The sequence below is a fragment of the Candidatus Limnocylindria bacterium genome (assembly GCA_036523395.1).
GTDB lineage: Bacteria > Chloroflexota > Limnocylindria > P2-11E > P2-11E > CF-39.
On the sequence record DATDEH010000122.1, the window covers coordinates 79540 to 102841 of the forward strand.

Annotated in this window: 26 protein-coding genes and 2 tRNA genes; 17 read left to right on the top strand and 11 right to left on the bottom strand. The window is 67.8% G+C overall.

Annotated elements, in window-relative coordinates; all coding sequences use genetic code 11:
- The first annotated feature begins 142 nt into the window (after positions 1 to 142).
- The 9 genes from VI056_15360 (at position 143) to argC (ending at position 6690) form a co-directional block, all read left to right on the top strand.
- Positions 143 to 286, top strand: a complete 144-nt coding sequence (locus VI056_15360; GenBank protein ID HEY6204399.1) for a DUF5679 domain-containing protein — start codon at positions 143 to 145, stop codon at positions 284 to 286.
- Between the two features lie 38 nt (positions 287 to 324).
- On the top strand, positions 325 to 768 hold the full coding sequence (locus VI056_15365) for a CBS domain-containing protein (protein ID HEY6204400.1): 444 nt from the start codon (positions 325 to 327) through the stop codon (positions 766 to 768).
- Between the two features lie 85 nt (positions 769 to 853).
- Positions 854 to 928, top strand: a tRNA-Lys gene (locus VI056_15370).
- A gap of 12 nt (positions 929 to 940) precedes the next feature.
- The gene (locus VI056_15375; GenBank protein HEY6204401.1) at positions 941 to 1969 is read left to right on the top strand and encodes an FkbM family methyltransferase; all 1029 of its coding nucleotides are present in this window, start codon (positions 941 to 943) and stop codon (positions 1967 to 1969) included.
- 12 nt (positions 1970 to 1981) lie between these two features.
- Positions 1982 to 2362 carry a VOC family protein gene (locus tag VI056_15380; GenBank protein HEY6204402.1) on the top strand — a complete coding sequence of 127 codons (381 nt, stop codon included), beginning with the start codon at positions 1982 to 1984 and terminating at the stop codon, positions 2360 to 2362.
- A gap of 241 nt (positions 2363 to 2603) precedes the next feature.
- Positions 2604 to 4610 carry a sensor domain-containing diguanylate cyclase gene (locus VI056_15385; GenBank protein ID HEY6204403.1) on the top strand — a complete coding sequence of 669 codons (2007 nt, stop codon included), beginning with the start codon at positions 2604 to 2606 and terminating at the stop codon, positions 4608 to 4610.
- 40 nt (positions 4611 to 4650) lie between these two features.
- Positions 4651 to 4815: a lysine biosynthesis protein LysW gene (locus tag VI056_15390; protein ID HEY6204404.1), complete on the top strand. Its 165-nt coding sequence runs from the start codon at positions 4651 to 4653 to the stop codon at positions 4813 to 4815.
- On the top strand, positions 4808 to 5659 hold the full coding sequence (lysX, locus tag VI056_15395) for a lysine biosynthesis protein LysX (GenBank protein ID HEY6204405.1): 852 nt from the start codon (positions 4808 to 4810) through the stop codon (positions 5657 to 5659). Before VI056_15390 ends, lysX begins: the two co-directional genes overlap by 8 nt.
- Positions 5656 to 6690 (top strand): N-acetyl-gamma-glutamyl-phosphate reductase, encoded by a 1035-nt coding sequence (argC, locus tag VI056_15400; protein HEY6204406.1) that lies wholly within the window; start codon positions 5656 to 5658, stop codon positions 6688 to 6690. Before lysX ends, argC begins: the two co-directional genes overlap by 4 nt.
- Here the strand turns inward: argC and VI056_15405 are convergent.
- Positions 6687 to 7454 carry a hypothetical protein gene (locus VI056_15405; protein HEY6204407.1) on the bottom strand — a complete coding sequence of 256 codons (768 nt, stop codon included), beginning with the start codon at positions 7452 to 7454 and terminating at the stop codon, positions 6687 to 6689. The genes argC and VI056_15405 overlap by 4 nt on opposite strands.
- Before the next feature lie 124 nt (positions 7455 to 7578).
- Between VI056_15405 and VI056_15410 the strand changes: the two genes are divergently transcribed.
- From VI056_15410 to VI056_15440, 7 genes are read left to right on the top strand one after another with little or no spacing between them, the layout of a single operon-like run.
- On the top strand, positions 7579 to 8355 hold the full coding sequence (locus VI056_15410; GenBank protein ID HEY6204408.1) for a [LysW]-aminoadipate kinase: 777 nt from the start codon (positions 7579 to 7581) through the stop codon (positions 8353 to 8355).
- A gap of 28 nt (positions 8356 to 8383) precedes the next feature.
- On the top strand, positions 8384 to 9430 hold the full coding sequence (locus VI056_15415) for a [LysW]-lysine hydrolase (protein HEY6204409.1): 1047 nt from the start codon (positions 8384 to 8386) through the stop codon (positions 9428 to 9430).
- 40 nt (positions 9431 to 9470) lie between these two features.
- On the top strand, positions 9471 to 11450 hold the full coding sequence (locus VI056_15420) for an adenylate/guanylate cyclase domain-containing protein (protein ID HEY6204410.1): 1980 nt from the start codon (positions 9471 to 9473) through the stop codon (positions 11448 to 11450).
- Positions 11451 to 11455: 5 nt separating this feature from the next.
- Positions 11456 to 11947: a GAF domain-containing protein gene (locus tag VI056_15425; GenBank protein ID HEY6204411.1), complete on the top strand. Its 492-nt coding sequence runs from the start codon at positions 11456 to 11458 to the stop codon at positions 11945 to 11947.
- Positions 11944 to 13173, top strand: coding sequence for an HD domain-containing phosphohydrolase (locus tag VI056_15430; GenBank protein HEY6204412.1), 1230 nt, complete (start codon positions 11944 to 11946; stop codon positions 13171 to 13173). The genes VI056_15425 and VI056_15430 overlap by 4 nt, the downstream gene beginning before the upstream one ends.
- A complete protein-coding gene (locus VI056_15435) occupies positions 13170 to 14000 on the top strand; it encodes an MBL fold metallo-hydrolase (protein ID HEY6204413.1) in 831 nt (276 codons plus the stop codon). Before VI056_15430 ends, VI056_15435 begins: the two co-directional genes overlap by 4 nt.
- Before the next feature lie 35 nt (positions 14001 to 14035).
- Complete coding sequence (locus tag VI056_15440; protein HEY6204414.1) at positions 14036 to 14365, top strand: sporulation protein; 330 nt, start codon at positions 14036 to 14038, stop codon at positions 14363 to 14365.
- Here VI056_15440 and VI056_15445 read toward each other — a convergent pair.
- The 7 genes from VI056_15445 to VI056_15475 form a co-directional block, all read right to left on the bottom strand.
- Complete coding sequence (locus VI056_15445) at positions 14340 to 15293, bottom strand: response regulator (GenBank protein HEY6204415.1); 954 nt, start codon at positions 15291 to 15293, stop codon at positions 14340 to 14342. The two genes, VI056_15440 and VI056_15445, sit on opposite strands and share 26 nt — an antisense overlap.
- Positions 15294 to 15519: 226 nt before the next feature.
- Positions 15520 to 15678: a hypothetical protein gene (locus tag VI056_15450; GenBank protein ID HEY6204416.1), complete on the bottom strand. Its 159-nt coding sequence runs from the start codon at positions 15676 to 15678 to the stop codon at positions 15520 to 15522.
- Between the two features lie 83 nt (positions 15679 to 15761).
- Positions 15762 to 16082: a hypothetical protein gene (locus VI056_15455; protein HEY6204417.1), complete on the bottom strand. Its 321-nt coding sequence runs from the start codon at positions 16080 to 16082 to the stop codon at positions 15762 to 15764.
- Positions 16083 to 16131: 49 nt separating this feature from the next.
- Positions 16132 to 16215 (bottom strand) — tRNA-Leu (locus tag VI056_15460).
- A 31-nt stretch (positions 16216 to 16246) separates the two neighbouring features.
- The gene (locus tag VI056_15465; protein ID HEY6204418.1) at positions 16247 to 16888 is read right to left on the bottom strand and encodes a DinB family protein; all 642 of its coding nucleotides are present in this window, start codon (positions 16886 to 16888) and stop codon (positions 16247 to 16249) included.
- Positions 16889 to 17013: 125 nt separating this feature from the next.
- Positions 17014 to 17913 carry an NAD(P)-dependent oxidoreductase gene (locus VI056_15470; GenBank protein HEY6204419.1) on the bottom strand — a complete coding sequence of 300 codons (900 nt, stop codon included), beginning with the start codon at positions 17911 to 17913 and terminating at the stop codon, positions 17014 to 17016.
- Complete coding sequence (locus VI056_15475) at positions 17913 to 18263, bottom strand: hypothetical protein (protein HEY6204420.1); 351 nt, start codon at positions 18261 to 18263, stop codon at positions 17913 to 17915. The genes VI056_15470 and VI056_15475 overlap by 1 nt, the downstream gene beginning before the upstream one ends.
- Before the next feature lie 23 nt (positions 18264 to 18286).
- On the opposite strand from VI056_15475, the gene tig reads away from it, so the two are divergent.
- Positions 18287 to 19747, top strand: coding sequence for a trigger factor (tig, locus tag VI056_15480; protein ID HEY6204421.1), 1461 nt, complete (start codon positions 18287 to 18289; stop codon positions 19745 to 19747).
- A gap of 12 nt (positions 19748 to 19759) precedes the next feature.
- Here tig and VI056_15485 read toward each other — a convergent pair whose 3' ends face one another.
- From VI056_15485 to VI056_15495, 3 genes are read right to left on the bottom strand one after another with little or no spacing between them, the layout of a single operon-like run.
- The gene (locus VI056_15485) at positions 19760 to 20755 is read right to left on the bottom strand and encodes a dienelactone hydrolase family protein (protein HEY6204422.1); all 996 of its coding nucleotides are present in this window, start codon (positions 20753 to 20755) and stop codon (positions 19760 to 19762) included.
- Positions 20756 to 20810: 55 nt separating this feature from the next.
- Positions 20811 to 22250, bottom strand: a complete 1440-nt coding sequence (locus VI056_15490; GenBank protein HEY6204423.1) for a response regulator — start codon at positions 22248 to 22250, stop codon at positions 20811 to 20813.
- On the bottom strand, positions 22138 to 23277 hold the full coding sequence (locus tag VI056_15495) for a response regulator (GenBank protein HEY6204424.1): 1140 nt from the start codon (positions 23275 to 23277) through the stop codon (positions 22138 to 22140). Before VI056_15495 ends, VI056_15490 begins: the two co-directional genes overlap by 113 nt.
- Between the last annotated feature and the right edge of the window lie 25 nt (positions 23278 to 23302).

The window sequence follows — 23302 nt, forward strand, 5'->3', positions numbered from 1 at the left end:
CTCGCCACCATCGACAAAAAGAAATCCCAACCCTTCCCTTCCTCACCACGAGACCCCGCCGAAAGGCGGGGTTTTGTGGCTCTAGGGGGTCGGGAGGCCTAGGGTACGATGCCCGGGTCCGAGACCGGCGTGGAGGTGAGTCGTGGCGAACGGCTATTGCGTCAAGTGCAAGGCCTCGCGCGAGATCAAGGACGCGAAGGCGATCACCATGAAGAACGGGAGGCCCGCCACCCAGGGGTCCTGCCCGGTCTGCGGCACCAAGATCTTCAAGATCGGCGCGGCGTAGTTCCTGCTGCCGACCTAGGGGTCGGAGGTGCAAGCGCAATGAAGGTCAAGGATCTGATGACACCAGGCCCAACGGTCTGCCGGCCGGAGGACACCGCATCCCAGGTCGCAACGCTGATGAAGCAGAAGGACTGCGGAGCGATCCCCGTCGTCAAGGACGGCGGAAAGCTCGTCGGCATCATCACGGACCGCGACATCGTCGTCCGTGTGGTGGCCGCCGGAAAGGACCCCCGCACCACGCCTGTATCGGCGGTGATGAGCGCCGACCCGGCCACGCTCGCGCCCGACGCGGACGCGGATGCGGCGGAGAAGCTCATGGCCGACCGCCAGGTCCGGCGGTTGCCGGTCGTCGATGACGGACATCTCGTCGGCATCCTCGTGACCGCGCAGCTGGCGCGGCGCGGCAATGCGAAAGAGGTCGGCGAGACGATCAAGGGGATCAGCGAAGCAAAGAGCGGACGAGGTTCGCACGCGCGCGGCTGATCTATCGCGAAGTTCTCCACATATCCACATCGCGAGCAACATTTCCTCGTTGGTCACGAGGGCTGCTGGTCATTAACATTCGAGTGGGCCAGTAGCTCAGCGGTAGAGCAGGGGACTCTTAATCCCTTGGTCGTGGGTTCGAATCCCTCCTGGCTCACCAGAGGAGTTGGGGATGCGGATAAGCGGTCTCGTGCGGTCCGCCCTCAGGCCCCTGCTTCGGCGCCCAGCCTTTCTTCTCGCCGAGCCTTGGAAGATCCCGCAGAGCCCTGCGACGGGGGAGGACATCTTCTTTTGCTTCCGTCTCTTGCTCGGGCGGCCGCCGAACCAAGAGGAGTGGGGCGGGCACTTCGCGCAGGCCGGCGGTGACCTTGACGCTCTCGTCCGCTCGTACATGACCTCCTTCGAGTTCTCGAAGCGCGCCGACACGTTGCTCCGGCATGGAACGGACGGCCGCGTGTCTCTCGCGACGTCGAACCGGTTCTCCATCTACGTGCAGGAGGCCGACGCCCAGGTCAGCGAGCATGTGAAACGCGACGCGTACGAGCCCAACGTGACCGCGGTCTTCCTCGAACGTTTGCGACCGGGCATGCATGTTCTCGACATCGGGGCGAACATCGGCTGGTACACGATGCTTTCCGCATCGCTCGTCGGGTCGTCAGGCAGCGTGACGGCGATCGAACCGAACCCGGACAGCGCGAAGCTGCTGGAGGCGAGCCGGCGTGCCAACGCGTTCGACAACGTGACCGTGCTTCAGGTCGCGGCCGGTCGCGAGCCCGGACTCCTCGTCCTGCACGGCTCGTACGGCGACGCGATGACGCTGGCGACACCCGACGACGCGGCTGCGCTGACGAGCGCGACGACCGTGCCGAGCTTCAAGGTGGACGACCTCATCCCGCGCGACATGAAGATCGATCTCGTGAAGATCGACGTCCAGGGCGCGGAATACAACGCCCTGCTCGGAGCGTCGGAGCTCATCAAGCGCTGTCACCCGACGATCGTGAGCGAATTCAGCCCCAACATGATGCCCGGCATCTCAGGCGTCGACGGTCGCGAGTACTTACGTTTCCTGCTTGGCTTTGGGTACAAGATCGCGGTCATCGAAGGCGACGGCACGCTCAGAGACTGCGGGACCGACGCCGAGCGCGTGATGGCCGCCTATCTCGCTGGCGGCGTCGATCACATCGACATCCTTCTGGACTGAAAGGAGCAATTCATGTTCAAGGACGCCAAGGCCTTCTCCGGTTTCTCTGTCAACGATCTCGACGCAGCCAAGGCCTTCTACGGCGGGAAGCTCGGGCTCGACGTGCGTTCGGGCCCGATGGGAAGCCTCGAGCTCCACCTCGGCACCGGCACGACGGTGTTCGTCTACGCAAAGAAGGACCATGTCCCCGCGACGTACACGATGCTCAACTTTCCCGTCGCCGACGTCGAGGCCGCGGTGGACCAGCTCGCGAAGGCCGGGATCAAGATGGAGCGCTATCCGAACATGGGTCAGGACGCGAAGGGCATCCTGCGTGGCAACGGCCCCGACATGGCGTGGTTCAAGGATCCGTCGGGCAATGTCCTCTCGGTGCTCAAGACCGGCGGACGCTAGCGAGCAGGGCTGCGATGGCCTACACCCATCGCGCCTGGTGAACGGGGCGTGAACGCGATCGCCTACGTGAATGCGGTCCCGACCGAAACGTGACGCGGCTGGTCTCGCCCGTACGGGTGAACCGGGTATTAGACGGGCCTCATTTGGCCCAGCAGAGGTAGTACGCGCGGCTCGTACGGCGGCATACAGGGTGGGAGATGCGGGCCTATGAGCGCCTCTTTTGATGACTAGCCTCTCATCTGTGAGCGATCTCAGTCCTCTCGGTCGGGCTCTGGCACTCCGGTCGTGGCGTGCGGCCCTCCTCGCCATCGCCGGCGCGTTCCTGGTCTTCGGACTCGAACAGCTCGCGCCGACGGGTTGGCCACGCGGCGCGCTCGCGTCGGGCGCATGGCTCGCATTCGGTCTGGGCGCGATGGTCGCCGCGGCGCGCGCGGCGGAGACCACACCGGGCCGCGACCGGCTGCCGTGGGTCTTCGTCGCGATAGCCGTCGGCGCGTGGACGGTCGGCATGATCGTGCGCAGCGCGTTCCTCGTCGCCGATGTCGCGATCCCGACGCCCGGCCTCGACGATGCCACGCACCTCGGCGCGGCCTCCCTGCTGATCCTCGGGTTCGTCGCGATGGTGCGCGGCCGGCGCCTCGCGGTCTACGCGCTGGTGCTCGACTCCGGGGCGGTGGTGCTGCTTCTTCTCGCCGCGCTCGCGCTCCTCCTCTCGAGCGCGCTCGCGAGCGAGATGAAGCAGGAACCGGTCGCCACGACGGTGATCCTTCTGTACGCGGTGTTGTGGTCCGGCGCGACGGGCGCTGCACTCTCGGCCCTCTGGGGTTCGCCGATCGAGCAGCCGCGTCGTGCCTACGCGATCCTCGCGCTCGGCATTGCGCTCAACGCGCTCGCGTTCACGCTCAGCCTGCCGACGTTCCTCTTCGGTCGATTCCAAGCCGGGACGGGCCTCGACCTGTTGTGGATGCTCGGCATGATCGCGATCGGCGCCGCGGCGGGCACCTGGATCGAGGACCGCAGGGCCGAGCCGAGGCGGCTGTTCTCTCGCGACGTGATCGAGCTCTCGCGCCTCGTTCTTCCGGCACTGACCGCCGTCCTCGCCGCCGGACTCGTTGTGGTCGCGAACCTCATCGACTCGGACGTCGAGCTGTTCATCGACTCCGCCGTCGCCGCGACCATGGTCATCCTCGCGCTGCGCGCCGGCCTGGCCCTGTTCGCGAACTGGCGCCTCAGCGAAACGGAGCGGCGCCGCGCGGTGCAGTTCGAGGCCCTCTACGAGGTCGGACTCGCGGCCGCCGGCGAGCGTTCGCTCGAGGAGCTCGCGAAGCTCGTCGTCGAGCAGGCCACGCAGCTGTCCCGCACCGACGGCGCCATGTTCGCGCTCGCGGAGCCCGGCAACGGCCTCATCATTCGCGCGCTGCGGCCGAACCCCCAGCTCGGCCTTCGCGACTCGGTCGGGGAGCCGCTCGCCGGCATCTCGCTCGCGACGATCGCGACGCGCGACATGGTGGTCGCGCCGAAGTACGCCGAGCACCCCTCGAGCACGAAGCCACTTCACGCGACGATCGCTTCCGCCATCGCGGTCCCGCTGATCGCTCATGGCGAGCTCGTCGGCACCCTCGCGATGTACTCGGCGACGCCGCGCGAGTTCTCGAGCGACACGCAGCGCCTCGTTCGCCTGTACGCAGCACAGGCCGCTATCGCCATCGCCAACGCGCGCCTGCTGGCCGAGACACGCCGGCTCGCCCGCGACGACGACCTCACCGGCGTCATGAACCGCCGTAGCCTGATGGAGCGCCTCGACGGTGAGATGGCCGAAGCCGCTCGGCACGGCGACATCTTCGCGGTCGTGCTCTGTGACGTGGACGGCCTGAAGGCCGTGAACGACACCGCGGGTCACCTTGCCGGCAACGAGGTCCTGACAAAGGTCGCGCACCTCATGCGCGAGACGATCCGCGCCGAGGACGTCGTGGCGCGCTTCGGGGGTGACGAGTTCGTGCTGCTCCTGCCGCGCACCGGACTGCTGCCCGCGCAGGCGCTGGTGGGTCGGATCGAATCGCGCCTCCGCGAGGAGACCTATCACTGGGCCGGCCGCGATCATCCGCTGCCCAGCGTCTCGTTCGGCATCGCGTGGTTCCCCGAGGACGGGCGCACCGACGACGCGCTGCTCGCCTGTGCCGACGAGCGCATGTACGAGGACAAGGTGCGGTCGCGAGCGCCGCGCGCTGGTGCGTCCGAGGCCGATTAGCGTTTAGGCTGCTCCTGCCATATCAGGCGGGAGGGGATCCGTGGCCAAGTGTCCCGAGTGCGACGGCGAGGTGACCGTCGGCGGCGATGCCGTGAAGGGCGAGATCGTTTCGTGCCCCGACTGCGGCGCGGAGCTCGAGGTGACCGAGACAAAGCCACTCGCGCTCGCGCTCGCTCCGGAGGCCGAAGAAGACTGGGGTGAATAGCCCCACCGTCGGCGTGCTCCTCTCACGCGTTCGTGTGGAGGAGAAGCTCCTCCTCGAGGAGCTCGAATCGCGGCACGTTCCGACGAAGGTCATCGACGACCGCGAGGTGATCTTCGTGCTCGAACAGAAGCCGGATATCGGCGTGGACGTCGTGCTCGAGCGCTGCATCCAGCACAGCCGCGCGCTGTACGCGCTGTGGGTCTTCGGCATCTGGGGCATCCCGACGGTCAACACCTTCGAGGTCGCCGACATCTGCGGGAACAAGCTGCTCACGACGATGCGGCTCATCCGCGACGGGGTGCCGTCGCCGCGCACGCGCATCGCGTTCACGCCCGAGTCCGCGCTCGTGGCCGCCGAGGAGCTCGGCTACCCCGTGGTGATGAAGCCGCTCGTCGGCAGCTGGGGCCGCCTCATCTCGAAGGTCAACGATCGCGAGGCAGCCGAGGCGATCCTCGAGCACAAGGACGTGCTCGGGACCTACATGCACTCCATCTATTACGTGCAGGAGTACGTGCCCAAGCCGGGACGCGACATCCGCGCGTTCGTCGTCGGCGACGAGACGATCGCGGCGATCTACCGCTACTCCGACCACTGGATCACGAACACCGCGCGCGGCGGCAAGGCGACGAAATGCGTAGTGACGCCCGAGCTGAACGACGTCTGTGTGCGGGCGGCCCGCGCGGTCGGCGGCGGCGTCGTCGCCATCGACGTGCTCGAAGGCGCCGAGGGGCTTCTCGTGAACGAGGTCAACTACACGATGGAGTTCCGCAATTCGATCGACACGACCGGCGTGAACATCCCGGCGAAGATGATCGACTACGTGCTCGCCGCGGCCGCGCGGTGAAGGCCGGCATCGTCGGCGCCGGCGGCTACGCCGGTGGTGAGCTCCTGCGCCTTCTCCTCGGCCACCCGGAGATCAGTGAGGTCGTCGCCGGCAGCGAGTCGCTCGCGGGCAAGCCGGTCACGGCCGCGCACCCGAATCTCCGAAAGCGCACCGACCTGCAGTTCGTGAGATACGAGGACGTGTCGGCCTGCGATGTGCTCTTCCTCAGCCTGCCGAACGGCACGCACCGCGCCGATGAATTCGAGGGGCGCGCCGATCTGATCATCGATCTGTCGAGCGACCACCGGCTGAGCGATCCCGCCGACTACCAGCGCTGGTACGGCGAGCCGCATCCGCATCCGAACGCGATCGGCCGCTGGGTCTACGGGATCCCCGAGCTGCATCGCGATCGCATCAGAGGTGCGAAGCGCGTGACCGGGGCGGGCTGCAACGCGACCGCCGCGATCCTGGCACTGCTACCGCTATTCGCCGCCGACGTCGTCGATCGCACGCGTCCGGTGGTCGTGGAATGCAAGGTCGGCTCGAGCGAGGGCGGCCGCGAGCCGTCCGAGGACTCGCACCATCCGGAGCGCGTCGGCGTCGTGCGGTCGTTCCGGCCGGTGGGGCACCGGCACACCGCGGAGATCGAGCAAGAGCTGACGCTCGGCGGCGATCGGCCGCGTGTCGATCTCTCGGTGACGGCGGTCGAGCTCGTGCGCGGCGTGCTCGCCACCGCGCACGTCTACGTGAAGACCGCGCTCGAGGACAAGGACCTGTGGAAGATCTACCGGCAGCGCTACGGCGCGGAGCCGTTCGTTCGCATCGTCAAGGAGCGCGCCGGCATCTTCCGTTACCCCGAACCGAAGCTCCTCGCCGGGACGAACTTCGCCGACGTCGGATTCGCTGCGGATCCGCGCGGCGAGCGGGTCGTCGCGATCTGCGCGATCGACAACCTCGTGAAGGGCGCGGCAGGGAACGGCGTGCAGGCGATGAACGTCGCCCGCGGGTTCGACGAACAGGCGGGTCTGGGCTTCTCCGGCCTACATCCCTAGCTCGTCGTTACCGCCAGCGAGCCGAACGCCATCGACACGTCGATCGTCAGCAGCGGGCGCTTGCCTTCGAGCGCCGGCAGCGTGTAGCTGGTGTCGCCCTTTTCGATGAAGCCGGTCGTGCGCTTCGCGGCCGCGAACGCCTTCGTCCGCACCGCAGCGGCGGTCGTCGATGGGACGGCAATGTCAATTGAACCGAGTCCCGAGTCGATGCGCGCGTTCGCGTCGCTGCGGAGCTCTCCCGAGAAGTCGAGGGCGCAGGCCGCGATGCCGCCGCTCATCTGGAGCGTCGTGAAGGCGGCGTTGGTGAGGTGCTTCGCCGTGAAGGCACCGGCTCCGGTGGCGAGTTCCATGAACGACATGGCGACCGGGTTGGGCCGCGAGAAATCGACATCGAACCGGCCCGCGCCGGCCTTGATCGCGAGCCGCTCCAGGGGCAGGCCTCCGAGATCGAAGGCCGTCTCGCTCGCACCGGCGTTGATCTCCAGCTGGAATGGGCGCGTCCGTCCGATCGCGAGCTCCAGATGGGGCAGCTCGGCACGACTCCATGCCGGAAGGTCGAAGCGCTGCGCGATATAGGTCGTCTCTCCGGCTCGCACTTCGATGGGTAGCGCTCCGGTCGGATCTTCATACGTGCCGGTGATCCACATCGGTCCGTCCGATGGTGTGAAGTGCATGTGGCACGGGCCAAGGCGCAACAGGAGCGACACCTTCGCAGTGTCCGGGTAGGCGATCTCGATCTTCGTCTGCAAAGCGGTCGCGGTCACGGCTCGTCTCCTTTAGATCTGTCTCCGCGAGTGTGGGTGCCTTCCCGGTCGGGGCGCAGGCGGGAGACGGTCAGTTCCACGTGCGGCCGTGCCCCACAGCGGGGCTTTGTCTAGGCTGACGCAGATGCTCCGGGCAGTGATCAAGGCAGGTGGCTCAAGCGGCGTGGACCGCGACGCGGTCGCAACGCTCGTCGCGGAGGTCGCGCGGCTCGACGAGATCGTCCTGGTCCACGGCGCATCGGCGGAGACCGACCGCATCGCCAGCGCCCTCGGCGTGCCGCAGGAGACGATCACCTCGCCGTCGGGCCACACCAGCCGCCGCACCGATCGCCGCACGCTCGAGGTGTTCGCGATGGCCGCGCTCGGGGTCGAGAACTTCCTCTACGTCGAGAAGCTCCAGCAGCGCGGCGTCGACGCCGTTGGACTCTCTGGCATCTCTGGCCGCCTGCTCATCGCGAAGCGGAAGGACGTGCGCGCGGTGAAGGACGGGAAGACGATCCTGCTCCGCGATGACTACACGGGGACCGTCGAGGCCGTGAACCTTCCGCTCCTCACGCAGTTCATCGGACCCGGCCGCGTCCCCGTCGTCGCTCCGCTGGCGCTCTCGACCGACAACGAGGCGCTCAACGTGGACGGCGACCGCGTCGCGGCGCGCATCGCGGTCGCGATCGATGCCGACGCGCTGTTGATCCTCACCAACGTGCCTGGCTTGCTACGGGACCCGAGCGACCCGGCGTCCCTGGTCGCCGAGACCACGCTCGATGAGGCCGAGGCGCTCGCGCAGGGCCGCATGAAGAAGAAGGTGCTCGCGGCGCGTGAGGCGATCGAGGGCGGCGTCGACGAGGTCGTCATCCGGAGCGCGTCGGGCGATCCACAGGTCCGCACCGTGATCCGCGGATGACGGTGCCGGCATAGAACCCGACATCGAGCTGGTCCGCGGGCTCGTCGCGATCCCGAGTACCAGCCGGCGCGAAGGAGAAGCGGTCGCGTGGCTCGTCGCGCGAATGGCCGAGCGTGGCTTCCGCGCGACGGTCGACGACGCCGGCAACGCGGTCGGCGAGATCGGTGACGGACCAGTGCACGTCGTGCTGCTCGGCCACATCGACACGGTCCCCGGAGCGATCGACGTGCGCATCGAGGCGGGGGAGCTCGTCGGGCGTGGCGCGGTAGACGCGAAGGGTCCGCTCGCGGCGTTCGTCGCGGCGGCGACGAAGCGCGTCACCGGCCTGCGCGTCACGGTCGTCGGCGCGGTCGAAGAGGAATCGCCCACGAGCGCGGGCGCGCGATATCGCGCCACGCTCGCGTCGCCCGACTGGTGCGTCATCGGCGAGCCGTCGGGTTGGGACGCCGTGACGATCGCGTACAAGGGACGACTCGCGCTGCGCGTCTCGCTGTCACGCCCGGCACGGCACGGTGCCGCCCCGGGCATGACGTGCAGTGAGGAAGCGCTCGCGCTGTGGTCGACCGTGCGTGCCGCTGCGGATCGGCGCACGCGAGGGACCGATGGATTCGCGAGGCTCGACTGCCGGCTCGAGGGAATGAGCGGCGGACCCGACGACGGCCTCGTCGAGCGGGCGGAGCTGCGCGTCGGCTATCGCGTCCCGCCCGGGATCACGACCGCGGAGCTCGAACATGAGATCCGCGCTCTCGCGACGGAGCACGTGGGAGAAGCGAGCGTTGAGATCGAGCGGATCGGGGCCGAGGAGCCGGCGCGGACCGCGCGCACGACACCACTCGCACGCGCCTTCGTCGGCGCGATCGCCGACGCGGGCGGCAAGGTGACCTTCAAGGTGAAGAGCGGAACGAGCGACATGAACGTTCTCGCACCGGCGTGGGGCTGCCCGATGGTGGCATACGGTCCGGGCGACTCCCGCTACGACCACACGCCGATGGAACGTCTGAATCTGTCCGATTACGAACGGTCCATCCGTGTCCTGGAAAGCGTGCTCGCACGCGCCGGCCACCCCATAATCTGACCGCGACCCGCCGCGGCGGGCTGGAGAGGGGCGTGGAAGGGTGTTTTCGAAGCGCCAGAGGCGTCAGCGCGCCGTCGTCGCCGGGCTTGCGGCGCTCGCGGTGCTGTTCGGCGCTTTCGCGCTCCTGACGGAGGCCTTCGACACCACGCTCCAGACCGCCGTCTACGACAAGGCGATCGAGATCTCGCCCGCCCAGGTGAAGAACCAGATGACGATCGTCGCGGTCGACGACCTCACCATCGCGAAGTACGACGTCTACCCGCTGCCACGTCGTGCGTACGCCGATCTCATCCGTGCCCTTCGAGCGCAGAACCCGACGGTGATCGCGATGGACGTCAGCTTCTACGACCGCTCGCCGAGCCCCGAGGACGACGCGCTTCTCGCGTCGGCGATCAAGGACGCCGGCAACGTGATCCTCGCGATGCAGGGCGCAGGCGATGGCGTCCTCACCGATCACTCGACGAAGTTCGCGCTCGTGCAGCTCCCGATCGCGCAGCTGAGCGCGGCGGCAGCCGGGCTCGGCTCGGTGAACGTCACAGCCGATCCTGACGGACACGTTCGCGACGCGCAGATGCGCATCGAGGGGCCTGACGGAAAGACGTACTACGCCCTGCCGCTCGTCGCCGCGGCTCGCCAGGTGCGCGCGGACCTCAGCAAGGCAAAGCTCTCCGGTGACCGGCTCGTCGTGCCCGCTCCGCTCGGCGAACGGGTGCTTCCGCTCAACGAGCGCGGCGGGATGGCCGTGTACTACGCCGCGAAGCCCGCGACGTCCACCAGCGAGCAGCAGTCGCTGGGCTTCTGCAAGACGTCGGGCGAGTTCTGCGTCGTGTCGATGAAGGACGTCATCGCGGGCGCGGTCCCGCGCGAGCTGATCCTCGGCCGCACGGTGTTCGTGGGCTTCCACTCCGTGTCGGCTGTGCCGGACGACTATCCGGTCCCGAACAGCGTCGGGCGCAAGATGTTCGGCGTCGAGATCTGGGCGAACACAGCGCAGTCGATCTTCACCAACCGGTATCCCGTACTGAAGCAGGGCTTCTTCACGACGCTCGCGCAGCTCCTCATCCTGACCCTGGTCGGCATGCTCCTCGTGGTGCGCTGGCGCCTGTGGGGCTTCCTTACGGCGCTGGGCGTGCTCCTCGCGTACATCGCCGGCGCCTACGTGCTGTTCACGCTCCAGACGCAGGGCGACATCGGCAACGGGCCGGTCGAAGTCCCGTCGATGGGCTACGTCATCCCGGCCGCGTTCTGGTGGGTCATCGCCCTGGGTTACCTGCTCTTTGAGGAGCAACTCGCCCTGTCGCGAACGCAGAACACATTCGGGCGGTTCGTCACGCCAGCGGTCGCGCGAACGATCATGGACCGCGAAGAGACCGGCCAGCTCGCCCTGGGTGGGGAGGATCGGCGCGTGACGGTGCTCTTCGGCGACATCCGCGGCTTCACTGCGATCTCGGAGGGAATGACCCCGGGGATCCTTCTGGGCCACCTCAACCGCTACTTCGACGGTATGGTGAACATCGTGAACCGCTATGAGGGGACCGTGAACAAGTACAACGGTGACAACATCATGGTCATCTGGGGCGCCCCGATCGAGGTCGCCGACGAGGCGCGCAAGGCGGTCGAGTGCGCGCTCGAGATGCAGAAGTGGATCCAAGCGGAGCGTGCGAAGGGCGGGCCTGACGTGTCATTCGGCTTCGGCATCAACACCGGGCACGTCGTCGCAGGGTTTCTCGGCGCGATGGGCCGAATGGAGTACACGGTCATCGGCGACACCGCGAACGTCGCATCGCGCCTCACCTCGGCGGACATCGCCCGCCGCGATCAGGTCGCATGCAGCGCCGAGACGCTCAGCGAGCTCGGGAGCGATGTCGATTACGTCGACCTCGGCGCGATCCTGGTGAAAGGTCGCGCGGAGCCGGTCGCGTGCTACCAGATCGACCGCATCGGTGCGCTCGCGAACCCCAACGCTGCACCTGCGCCGCAGATCAGGGTCGGCGCCGCGGCCGTGGCCGGATTCCATTGATCGACATGCTGGACGACAAGGTCGCGCTCATCCTCGTGAAGCTTGGACACCTGTCCGTGCAGCGGGACCGCGAGGCGTACCTGCGCGGCCTCGTCGAGCTGTGCTCGCAGGCGGTCGATGCCGAGCGCTGCACCTTCTACGTCGTCGACCAGCAGAAGAAGGAGATCTGGGCGCGGGTCGCGCAGCGCACCACGACGGAGATCCGCATGCCGCTCGGTCAGGGCCTCGCCGGGCAATCCGCTCTCAGCGGCGAGACGATCAACGTGCCCGACGCATACGGCGATTCGCGCTTCGACCGCAAGGTCGACATGCGCACGGGATTCCGCACGCTCAATGTGCTCGTCGTCCCGGTGTGGGGGAGCAAGGGAAAGCCCGTCGCCGTCATTCAGGTCCTCAACAAGCGGACCGGGACCTTCGAGCGTCGCGATCAGATGCTCCTCGAGCAGATCGCCGAGACGATCGCGCCGGTAGCCGAGCGGATCACCTCGGCGGAATGAGCGGCGCGCCGGCCGAGCGCCGGGCCGGGGAGCGCCGGCGGAACGCCGGGCACCGGCTCGAGGTCATCCTGGATGTGACCCGTCGTCTTATGTCAGTGACGGATCTCACCTCGTTGCTGCAGCTGATGGCCGAGGCGACGCGCGAGCTCCTGGCGTCCGACCGAGCGACGATCTTCATCGTCGATCCCGATCGCGGCGAGCTCTGGTCGCGCATCGCGCTCGGCACGAGCGAGATCCGCATCCCGATCGGAACCGGCATCGCCGGCACCGTCGCGCAGACGGGCGAGGTCATCAACATCCCCGACGCCTACGCGGATCCCCGCTTCAATCCCGAGCCCGACCAGCAGAGCGGCTACCAGACCAAGAGTCTCCTGACGTTCCCCATGACCGGCCAGGAAGGGCGCGTGATCGGCGTGTTCCAGGCGGTGAACAAGAACGGCGGCGGCGCCTTCACCAGCGCCGACGAGGACACGCTCGCGTCGCTCGCGGCATCCGCGGCCGTCGCGGTCGAGAACGCGCAGCTCGTGGCAGAGCAGAAGCAGCTGTGGCAGACGCTCATCGAGACGCTCGCTATGACCATCGACGCGCGCGACCAGCAGACGGCCGGGCACAGCCAGCGGGTCACGCGCTACGCGGACGTCATCGGGCGCGCGATGGGCCTCAAGGGGAAGGATCTCGAGAAGCTCCGCGCGGCGGCGCTGCTCCACGACTACGGGAAGATCGCGGTCCGCGACAAGTTCCTGCAGAAGCCCGGAAAGCTCGACGAGGCCGAATTCGCCTACATGAAGGCGCACGCGGAGAAGACGTTCGAGTTCCTGGCGCACCTCGAGTTCCCGCGCGACATGCGCGAGGTGCCGGTGATCGCGTCGCAGCACCACGAGCGCATGGACGGCAAGGGCTATCCGAGAGGACTCGCGGCAGACTCGATCGTGCTCGGCGCGCGGATCGTCGCGGCGGCGGATGTCTTCGACGCGCTCACGTCGCCGCGCTACTACAAGCCCGCGTATCCGCTCGACAAGACGCTGGAGATCATGGACGGCATGGCCGGAGACCATCTCGATCCGAAGGTGATGGCCGCCGTGCAGTTGGCGAAGCCGCATCTGGAGGCCGCTGTCGTCGCCTTGAAACATACCTGGCCGAAGCCGGGTGACGAGGGAATGGGGACGATCCAGGAGGCGGCGGGCATCTCCGAGCGCGACGAGGCCGCGGCGAAAGCATCGTCATGAGGATTCGCTTCTGGGGCACCCGCGGCTCCATCCCGACGCCCGGACCGAACACGGTGCGGTACGGCGGCAACACCGCCTGCGTCGAGGTGCGCGACTCGAGCGGCGCCCTCTTGGTCCTCGATGCCGGCACCGGTCTGCGCGAGCTTGGGATCGCGATGATGAACGGCGGCAGCAAGACCCCGTTCGAGGTCGACCTCCTGCTCTCGCATCTCCACTGGGATCACATCCAGGGCATCCCGTTCTTCCGCCCCGCGTTCGACCCGAGGAACCGCCTGCGCATCATCGGTCCTAAGCAGTCGCGCTCGATGAAGGACCTGCTTGGCCTGGGCATGGACGATCCGTTCTTCCCGGTGGACATCGACGACCTGCCGGTCCAGCTGACGATCGACGAGATGAGCGACGGTTCGAATGAACGCTTCGGACCCTTCCGCGTGCGGTCGGCGACGATCTTCCATCCCGCGCCTGCGCTCGCGTACCGGATCGAGGCCGACGGGCGCTCGGTCGTCTACGCGACGGACACCGAGGACGCGTTCACGGGCAAGCCAAACCCGGTGATCCCGCTTTCCGTCGACGCGAACACGCTGATCCATGATGCGCAGTACCTGCCAAGCGACTTCAAGCCGACCTGGGGCCACTCCACCGTCGACGCGGCGATCGACATCGCGGTGAAGGCCCGCGTCGGGCGGCTCGTGCTGTATCACCACGACCCCGACCGCGGCGACGATGCGCTCGATCGGATCGGCCGCGATGCGCAGCGCGCCGCGAGCGAGCGCCGTCCGGGGCTCGAGGTCGTCGTCGCGCGCGAGGGCCTCGAGCTCACGATCTAGCGTTATCGTCGGACAGGCAAAGGGGAGGTCAGACGATGAACGCCCTCGACACGGTCAACCAGGTGCGCGACGCGATCACGGTGCGTCGTGTGTACGGCGAGCCCTATCAAGAAGACGGCGTCACGATCATCCCGGCCGCGCATGTCATGGGTGGCGGAGGCGGCGGAGGGGACACCATCGGCAACGGCGGCAGCGGCTTCGGGCTGTCGGCTCGTCCGGTCGGCGCGTGGGTCATCAAGGACGGCGATGCGACATGGCGTCCAGCGCTCGACCTCAACCGCGCGATCATGATGGGTCAGCTCGTCGCGATCGTGATGTTCCTCTCGCTGCGGTCGATCGTCACGGCGTGGGCGAAGCGACGCTAGCGCTGTCGCGGCGGCGGTCGATCGCGTAGCCCGATCCCGACCGGCGCTTCGCGACCTCCTTCATCTCGGCTGCGGCGCGCGCGACCTCGGTCGCGCCGGCGAATCGCTCCGGACGCAGCGGGACGACGCCGATCGAGACCGTCACGAACGGAACCTTGCGCGTGCGCCCGCGGCGATCGGGCGACTCGACCCAACCGCGCGAGCGATCCTCGGTGTCGTAGAGCGTGGGGATGGTGGCGTCGAAGCGCGCGACGATCTGGCCGGCCAGCTCCTCGGCCCGATCACCCGGCACCAGCACGACGAAGTCGTCACCGCCGACGTGACCCGTGAACGTGTCGTCGCCGATCTCGCCGACGGTCTGGCTCAGCAGCTCGGCGAGGTGGGCGATGAGCCGGTCGCCACGGGTGAATCCGTGGTGGTCGTTGAAGTCTTTGAAGTGATCGACGTCGACGTAGAGGCACGCCTGGTCGCTGCCGTCCGCGAGACGCGCGTCGATCTCGTGCGCGATGCTGAGGTTGCCGGGGAGGCCCGAGAGCGGATTGAGCGAGCGGAGCTCCGCCGCGCGGCGAAGGGCCGACGCGATGCGGGCCACGAGCTCGTCGACATCGAAGGGCTTCGCGATGTAGTCGTCGGCGCCGTTCCGCAGCCGCGCGGCCATCTCGGCCGTCGTACGCTTGGCGGTCACGAAGACCACCGGGATGTAACGCGTGCGCGGATCGCGCCGTAGCTCGCGATGTACCTCGTCGCCGGTCATGAGCGGCATGCCGACGTCCAGCACGACGAGATCCGGGCGGATCGCACGCGCCTGGTCGATCGCGGACTGGCCGTCGGCGGCCAGGACACAGTCGTACCCGGCCTCCTGGAGGGCCATGTCGATCAGGGCCCGCGTCGAAGGGTCGTCGTCCGCGACCAGAACGCGGCTCTTCACTCGCTCAGGCATAGCGATGCTCGACAGCAAGAACAATGAGAAAACGGTACCGGCAGGCCACCGCTGGTCCTGTCGTCGAGCGAGGAAGCGAGCGAGCGCCGGGACCCTGTTTACCGGGCGTTCACCCTACGCCGACAGATCAAGAAGGCTGCCAAACCAGGCGAATCTTGCAGCGACCGAAATTCGCTGAACGAACCCGACGGGACTTTGAGCGCAGTCGTGACGGCTAGTTGCGTCGCTCGCGCCCAAACGGAAGTCCAATTTCAGCGTCTTCATCGTCAAGGTCGAGGAGTTCGATGAGGTGAACCGCGCTGCGGACCTCTGTTAGATCGACCGCGCTGCGGACATCGGCCTCTTCTCTGTCTGGATCGACCTGCACCGTCACGTCTTCCGCTTTGAACGCGCCCCAGCCGCGTGGGAGCACTCGTAGTCGAGTGACGTGCAGGCGGGAGATCTCGCTGCGCCTCGTCACTTCTCGGGGACGATGCAAGCATCTGGTGTAAAGCTCCATCGGAACGCGATGAGCGCGGCTTCCGGCAGCGAGGCAAGCAACTCGCGCGGCACAACGGCTTCGGCTGTCGTTGCCATCAACTGTTCCGGCGGCTTCGACCGCAATGAGCCGTCAGGGGCAACGCACTTCTCACGCAGATTGCGCACGCTGTCGGGAAAGTCCGCGCCGAACGCGTTCTCGGCGGGGTCGATCAGGTCAACTCGGCAGTTCGCCACACCGGAGTAATCCGATCCACCACGTTTGAGTGTGGCTGCAACTGGCTTGATTTCGAACAACATTCGGCCCACGTTGCACCTCAGATGCGGGTCTTGTCCAAAACGACAGCTGTGGGCGAGGAGGGACTCGAACCCTCACGCTCTTGCGAGCACGAGCTCCTAAAGCTCGCGCGTCTGCCAACTTCGCCACTCGCCCACGCAAGGGTAGCCGTCGCGCGTCGCCAGGACTAGACCCCGACGGCGTCGGCCCGTGCGATGAGCGCCGCGTCGAGCGCGTCGAGCGTCGCGCGCGGCGAGCGGCGCTCGTGCGCGCCGCGCATCGCGCCGATGGCGCGGACGACCGCCCGCGCGTCGTTCAGCGTGACGCCGAGAGACTCCATCGTCTTCTCGCACTGCACGGTGTGCTCGACGATGTGCGACGCGAAGCGATGCAGCCGGAAGCGAACGTCGATCTGATGCATCACCTCGTACGGACCCCACTGCGACGGCCGGACGAGCTGTGCCGCTTCGAGACCGGCGAGCGCCGCGTCGGTCTCGGCGCGTCGGGTCGCGAACGCGGCGAGGATGTCGACGACGCCCCCGGCCGTGTCCGCCGGGTCGGGCGTCGGGCGTCGTTCGGCGGGCAGCCTGAGCGGCTCGTCGTCACGACGCACCAGTGCGTGCTGCGTGTTCGCGCGATAGGAGCGCTCGACGCTGATGGCGTGGACCATGGTCTCGCGCACGCTCCACTCGCCTTCGGCTGGTGCGCGGTCGAGGAGGTCGTCGTCGAGCGCGGCGAGCAGACCACGAAGGCGGCCGAACTCGACCTGCGCGAGCGTCAGGACGCGCGACGCCTCGTCGCCGTCCGGTGCGAGCGCCGTGACCGCCATCTGCTCTTCCTCGAGCGCGTTGAACAGTGCGTACGCGGCATCGGCTGGTGGATCGACGCCGCGCCAGCGCCACGGGACGGTCGGGTCGGTGATCCGCGCGAGTCGCGCTAGCGCGCGGTCAAAGGTCAGGACCGTACGCGCGCCTCGATCTTCGAAAGGCGTTCGATGACCCTGATGAGCGCGTGATTCCCCTCGCGGCCGCCGCCGTCCTTCTGCAGCGCGTTGTAGAGCTCGTGCACGAGTGCGGCGCCCGGAAGGGAGATGTGGTCGGCGAAGGCGTTGTCGAGGACGAGACGCAGGTCCTTCTGCTGCAGGTCGATCATGAAACCCGCGCGGAAGTCGCCGGCGAGCATCTTCGGCGCGTAGTTGTTCATCGCCCACGACGACCCCGCGCCGCCGGCGATGACCTGGCGCGTCTTCTCCAGGTCGATGCCCTGCGAGGCGGCGAACACGAGCGCTTCGGACACGCCGAGGTTGTTGATGGCGACGGCGATCTGATTCGCGAGCTTGCAGGCCTGTCCTGCGCCGTGATCGCCGATGTGGACGATGGTCTTGCCCAGCGCCTCGAAGAGCGGCGTCGCGCGCTTCACGTCCGCGGCGTCCCCGCCGATCATGATCGACAGGCGGGCCTCGATCGCACCGATCTCGCCGCCGGAGACCGGGGCGTCCAGCGTGTGGAACGGCGGCCGGTTCTTCGCGCCGCGTTCCGCGATCTCGCGTGTCGCCGTGGGCGAGATCGTGCTCATGTCGATGAGGAGCAGTCCCTCGCGCGCACCCGCTGCGACGCCGTCGGGACCGAACACGGCCGCCTCGACGTGCGGCGTGTTGGGGACCATCGTGACCACGATGTCCGAGCGCTCGGCGACCTCGCGGGGCGTCTTCACGACCGTCGCGCCGTCCTTCGCGAGCGGCTCCGCGCGGGGGAGGGTTCGGTTCGTCACCGTGACCGGGAAGCCCGCCTTCAGCGCGTTCCGGGCCATCGGTGCGCCCATGATGCCGGTCCCCACGAAGCCGACCCGCTCCACTACTCGTCGTGCTCCTCTTCGCCGTTGTGGGGCTCGCCGTTCTCCTCGCGCGACATGAAGAGGGTGCGTGTGTCGCCTTCCTCGGTGAGGAGGTAGGTGTTCTCCTCCGTTTCGTCGACGTTCACCGAGGCCACGAGAAGTTGGTCGGTGACGTGCGTGAAGCCGCCCGACCGCTGCAGCTCGTTTGCGATGGCTTCCGCGAGCGAGTCCTCCTCGTAGGAGTCCATCACGAGCGCACGCGCCTTCTTCACGAGCTCGAAGAAGTCAAAAGGCTCGATCCGCTCCTCATGCGCGAGGAGGACGGCGGCGCCGACTTCCTCGTCGCCCTCGTGTATCTCGTAGAAGTGCATTCGCAATACACTATGTCCGTCCCATGTCCGATGCTCCCACCACCTCCGCGCCCGCCGAACGCTCGTTCCGCCACACCATCCGACGCGACGCGGGATCGAAGGTCTCGCTCGACGTCGAGGTCGACGCCGAGCGTCTGACGCGTCAGGCCGACCGCGTCTTCGAGCGCCACAACCAGAAAGCGAAGATCCCCGGGTTCCGGCCCGGCAAAGCGCCGCGCGCGATGTACGAGCGCAGCTACGGCGCCGAGCACCTGTGGGCCGAGGCGGCCGAGGACCTCGTCGATCAGACCTATCGCGAGATCGTCGAGATCGAGGACCTGTCGCCGCTCGATGATCCCAAGGTCGACCTGACTCAGCTCGAGCCCGGCAAGCCGATGAGGTGGAGCGCCACGGTGACGGTGCGCCCCGACGTCACGCTCGGCGACTACGCCGCGCACGGGGTCACGATCGAGCCGGCACCGCCGAGCGACGAAGAGATCGACAAGACGATCGCGGCGATGCGCGAGTCCCACGCGCAGCTCCAGCCGGTCGCCCGGCCCGCGAAAGAGGGCGACATCCTCATGGTCGACATCGACGTGACGGTCGACGGAAAAGCGCTGCCGCCGTTCGCCCGCAACGCGCACGTCGAGGCCGGCCGCGCGACGTCGATCGACGGGCTCGGCGAGGCCTTCGTCGGTATGAAGGCGGGCGACAGCAAGACGGTCGAGCTCGAGTTCTCATCCGAGTCAGCGACGGAGGAGCTGCGCGGCAAGAAGGGCACGTTCTCCATCAGGTCGAGCCAGGTCGCCGAGAAGGTGCTGCCCGCGCTTGACGACGAGTTCGCGAAGAGCGTCGGGGTCGCCACCATCGCGGATCTCCGCCGCGAGGTGAAGAACGAGCTCGCGCATTCCGCGTTCCATGAAGCCCGCGACGCGGCGGCGGACAAGATGCTCGATCACGCCGTCGAGACGGCGAGCGTCGAAGTTCCAGGGGTCCTGGTGGAGGACGAGCTCGACCACATGGTCGCCGACCTGAAGGCCCGCGTGCGAGAGCAGGGGATCACGTTCGAGCAGTTCCTGCTACAGGCGCGCAAGACCGAAGACGAGATCCGCGTCGAGTGGAAGCCCGTGGCGGAGAAGCGCGCGAAGTCGATCCTCGTCCTCGACGCGATCGCGAAGAAGGAAGGCATCACCGTCACGTCGAACGAGCTGGCCGCGCAGGTCGCGATGACACCGCTGGCGCAGCAGGACCCACGTGCGCTCCGCGATCCCCTCGTGCTCGCGTCGTTCGCGCGGTCCATCCGCAACCGCAAGACCGTCGACAAGCTCATCGGCCTCGAGTCGCCCGACGCCGAGGCGGAGGCCATCAAGAGGGCCGGCGGGGATGCGACGAACTTCCACGGCGGGCCGCCGAAGCCAGAGGAGCCGAAGATCATCGTCCCCGAGAAGTCCAACGCGACTCCCGAGGGGCGCGAGGCGCTCCGCGCGATGCTGGATAAGAAGTGATCGGGCCGCGTCTTACACCAGGTACTTCCTGAACCACTCCACCGTCGCGACCCAGGCCTTCTGTGCCTGCACCGCGTTATAGCGGTCACCAGCAGCATTGGTGTCGTTGTGGAAAGCGTGGTTGACGCCGGGATAGATCGTGATCTGGTAAGGCACGCCGGCCTGCTTCAGCACCTGTTCCATCTGCATTGAGCTTGTCGTGATGCGGGTGTCGAGCTCGGCATAGACCGCGGAGACCGCGGCCTTCGTCTTCGCCATGTCGAGGTAGTTGGTGGGCTGCGGGCCGTAGAACGGGACGGCAGCCTTTACGTCAGCGCCTGCGGCGAGGATGCTCCAGACCTCTCCGCCGCCGAAGCAGAATCCCGTGACCCCGACCGATCCGCTCGATTGGGTCTTAAGGAACGCGATCGTCGCGTTGTGATCGGCGATCTTGGCCGCCGTGTCGCGCTTGGCGAGCGCGGCGTTATAGGCGGCCTGGTCGGTGAGCTTGGCAGCACCGCCGTCGCGCGCCGCAAGATCGATGTTGATGCCGACGAATCCGGCCGTCGCGACGCGTCGCACGACGTCCTTGATGTGCTCGGTCTGGCCTCGGTTCTCGTGAATGACGACGACACCCGGCACCCGTGCATTCGTCTTCGGCTTCGCCATGTAGGCCATGAGTGAGGCGCCGTCAGACGCCTTGACCTCCGGCGTCGAAACGCTGATGCGAGCGTCGGTCTCCTTCACGGTCACGCCGTCGGGCACCGGAGCGGCGGGTGGGGTGGCGTACGCCTGCGGGACGAAGGCCGTCGCTGCCGCAGAGGGCGCGGAGCTCTGAGTCGCCACGCCGCCGCCGGCGGGGCTTGGCGCCGGTGTTCCGCATGCCGCAACGATCGTCGCCGCGAGCGCGGCGCTGCCGGAGATGAGCGTGACCCGACGAAGGAGCTCGCGTCGTGGAATGAGCCCGTCCATGTAGTCCTCGATGTGCTCGTCGATGAAGTAGCGCTGGGTCTCATTCAGCTCGCCCACGGTCTTCCCCCTTTGGCGCTTATCACCGCTTATACGGTCGACCCGCCCGCTGGGGTCACGCCCGACGGGCAGCACCACGCGCGAGCCAGGAGCGTACCCGAGCCCGGACCTGGGGCAAGGCGAATGGCTTGCGGATGTAATCGGTGATCCCGGCGTCGAAGGCGGCGGCCATGTCGTCCTGCCGCGTGCGCGCGGTGAGCACGACGAACGGCGTGTCGCGATAACCGTCGAGCGATCGCAGTCGCTTGCACGCGGAGAGGCCGTCCAGGTTCGGCATCTGGATATCGACGAGCACGAGGTCGTAGCGGGCCGCCGCGGCCTTGCTCAGCAGCTCCTCGCCGTCGAACGCGACGTCGACGTCGTAGCCGTCGCCGCGCAGCACCGCCTCGAGGATGCGCACGAGCGCGACGTCATCGTCGGCGACGAGGATGCGAGCGCGGTCCGGCATCGCGGCGGGAGCGGGTTCGACATCCGTCGTCCGCGCGTACGGCCCCTCGGCGAGCGTGAGCTCTTCGCCCTCGGCCGCGGCGACGATGCGCAGCGGTCGCTTTGAGGCCACGGCGCGGCTCGCCGCGACGGCGGTGAGGTCGTCGACGCCGCCGTCGTCACGATCGGGGTCGTGATGGAAGAGCACCAGCGTCTTCGCGCGGGCTGCGAGCGCTATGTCGACCGCGTACTCGACGGTGCTGTGGCCCCACCCGGACTTCGTCGGATAGTCCGCGCTGCTGTACTGCGCGTCGTGAACGACAACGTCGGCCGCGGTCAGGAACGAAGCGTGACGCGTGTCGCCGGTGTGCGCGAGGAGCGCCGGGTCGAAGGCGTCCGCGCTGCGATCGGCGCGCCAGTGCGGAGTGCTATGTGCTTCGTGATCCGTCGCGTACACGAAGGTGGCGTGTCCCGCCGTGACGCGATAGCCGATGCACGGCGCGGTGTGATTCATGAACTGCGTGCGGAGCTTGATGCCTCCGATCGAGAACTCGGTCTCGCCGAGTTCGACGAAATCGACCTTCGCGGGTAGCGACTCGAGCGCGACGGGGAAGTAGGCGTAGTCCATCGTCCCGCCGACCGCGGTGGTGAGGCGCCGGTCCATGCCGGACGGCCCGTAGATGGTGATGTGGCTCCCGGGGGTGAACGCGGGCAGGAAGAACGGCAGGCCCTGGATGTGGTCGGCGTGCGTGTGCGACAGGAGCAGATGGAGGCGGAGCGGTCCCTTGTTCGCGAGCGCGAGGCCCAGCTTGCGCGCGCCGGTGCCGCAGTCAAAGACGAGCAGCGTCCCGTCGTCGGTCGCGACCTCGACGCAGGTCGTGTTGCCGCCGTAGCGCAGCGTTTCGGGGCCGGCTGCCGAGATGGAACCGCGCGTGCCCCAGAAACGGATCCGGATCTCAGCGCCCCGCCGGCGCCAGCACGGTGAGGCGTGCGGCGAGATCGCGCAGCTGCTTCGATGACGCGTTGTCCGGATGCAGCACGATGATCGGGCGGCCGCGGTCCGCCGCATCGTCGAACGCCGGCGTGAACGGGATGACGATGTCGGGGCGCCGGTTGAAGAAACGCGCGACCTCGTCGGTCTCGAGGCCGGACTGCGACGTCCGGTTCACCGCGAGAAGGATCCGCTCCTTCGGGAACGAGAGCTTCTCGAGGACGTCGAGGCAGTCGTGTCCGGCCTTCATCGACGCGACGTGCGGCTCGCACACGACGCACGCGCCGTCGGCGGTGTCGATCGCGGCGAGTGTGTGCTGCGTGAACGAGGCCGGCGTATCGACCATGAGGTAGTCGCTGCCGCGCCGCAGTCGCTCGATGCTCTGCTGGACGGCGCCCACGGTCACGAGCTCCGCGCGCTCAGGCGCGTTCGAGCCGACGCAGACCTGGACCCCACTGCGGTCCTGGGCGATGAACGTCGCGAAAGTGGCGTCGTCGAGCTGATCCGGCTGTGTCCCGGCGAGATCGGCGAGCGTGTGTTGTGGTTTGAGGTTGAGGTGCGAAGCCACGTTGCCGAACTCGAGGCTGAGGTCGAGGACCGCGGTCTTGTACATCTTCGTCTCGGCCAGCGCCACCGCACTGTTCACCGCGAGCGTTGTCGCCCCGGCGCCGCCCTTCCCGCGGATGAAGACGATGACGCGGCCGCGCTTGATCACCTCGCCGGCCGTGGCCTTCATGCGCTTGATGAGGACCTCGATCTTCGCGGTGAGCACCGCCATCTCGATCGGCTTCGCGATGTATTCGTCGGCGCCCTCGGCGTAGCCGGTGAGGATGTCATCGGCCTGCTTGCGAGCCGACAGCATCACGATCGGAACGCGCGCGGTACGGTGGTCCGCGCGCAGGCGTCGTGTGAGCTCGAAGCCGTTCATGTTCGGCATGTTCACGTCGGTGACGATCAGGTCGGGAATCCTCGCGCGGAGCTGGCGCAGCGCCTCGATGCCATCGGAGGCGACCGCGACGTCGTAGCCGCGACGCTGGAGCGATGCCTCGAGAAGCTTGCGGATCTGCTCCTCGTCGTCGACGAGGAGGATGTGGCCGGCGCTCAAACGGTCTGGTCCGGCATCGGCGCGC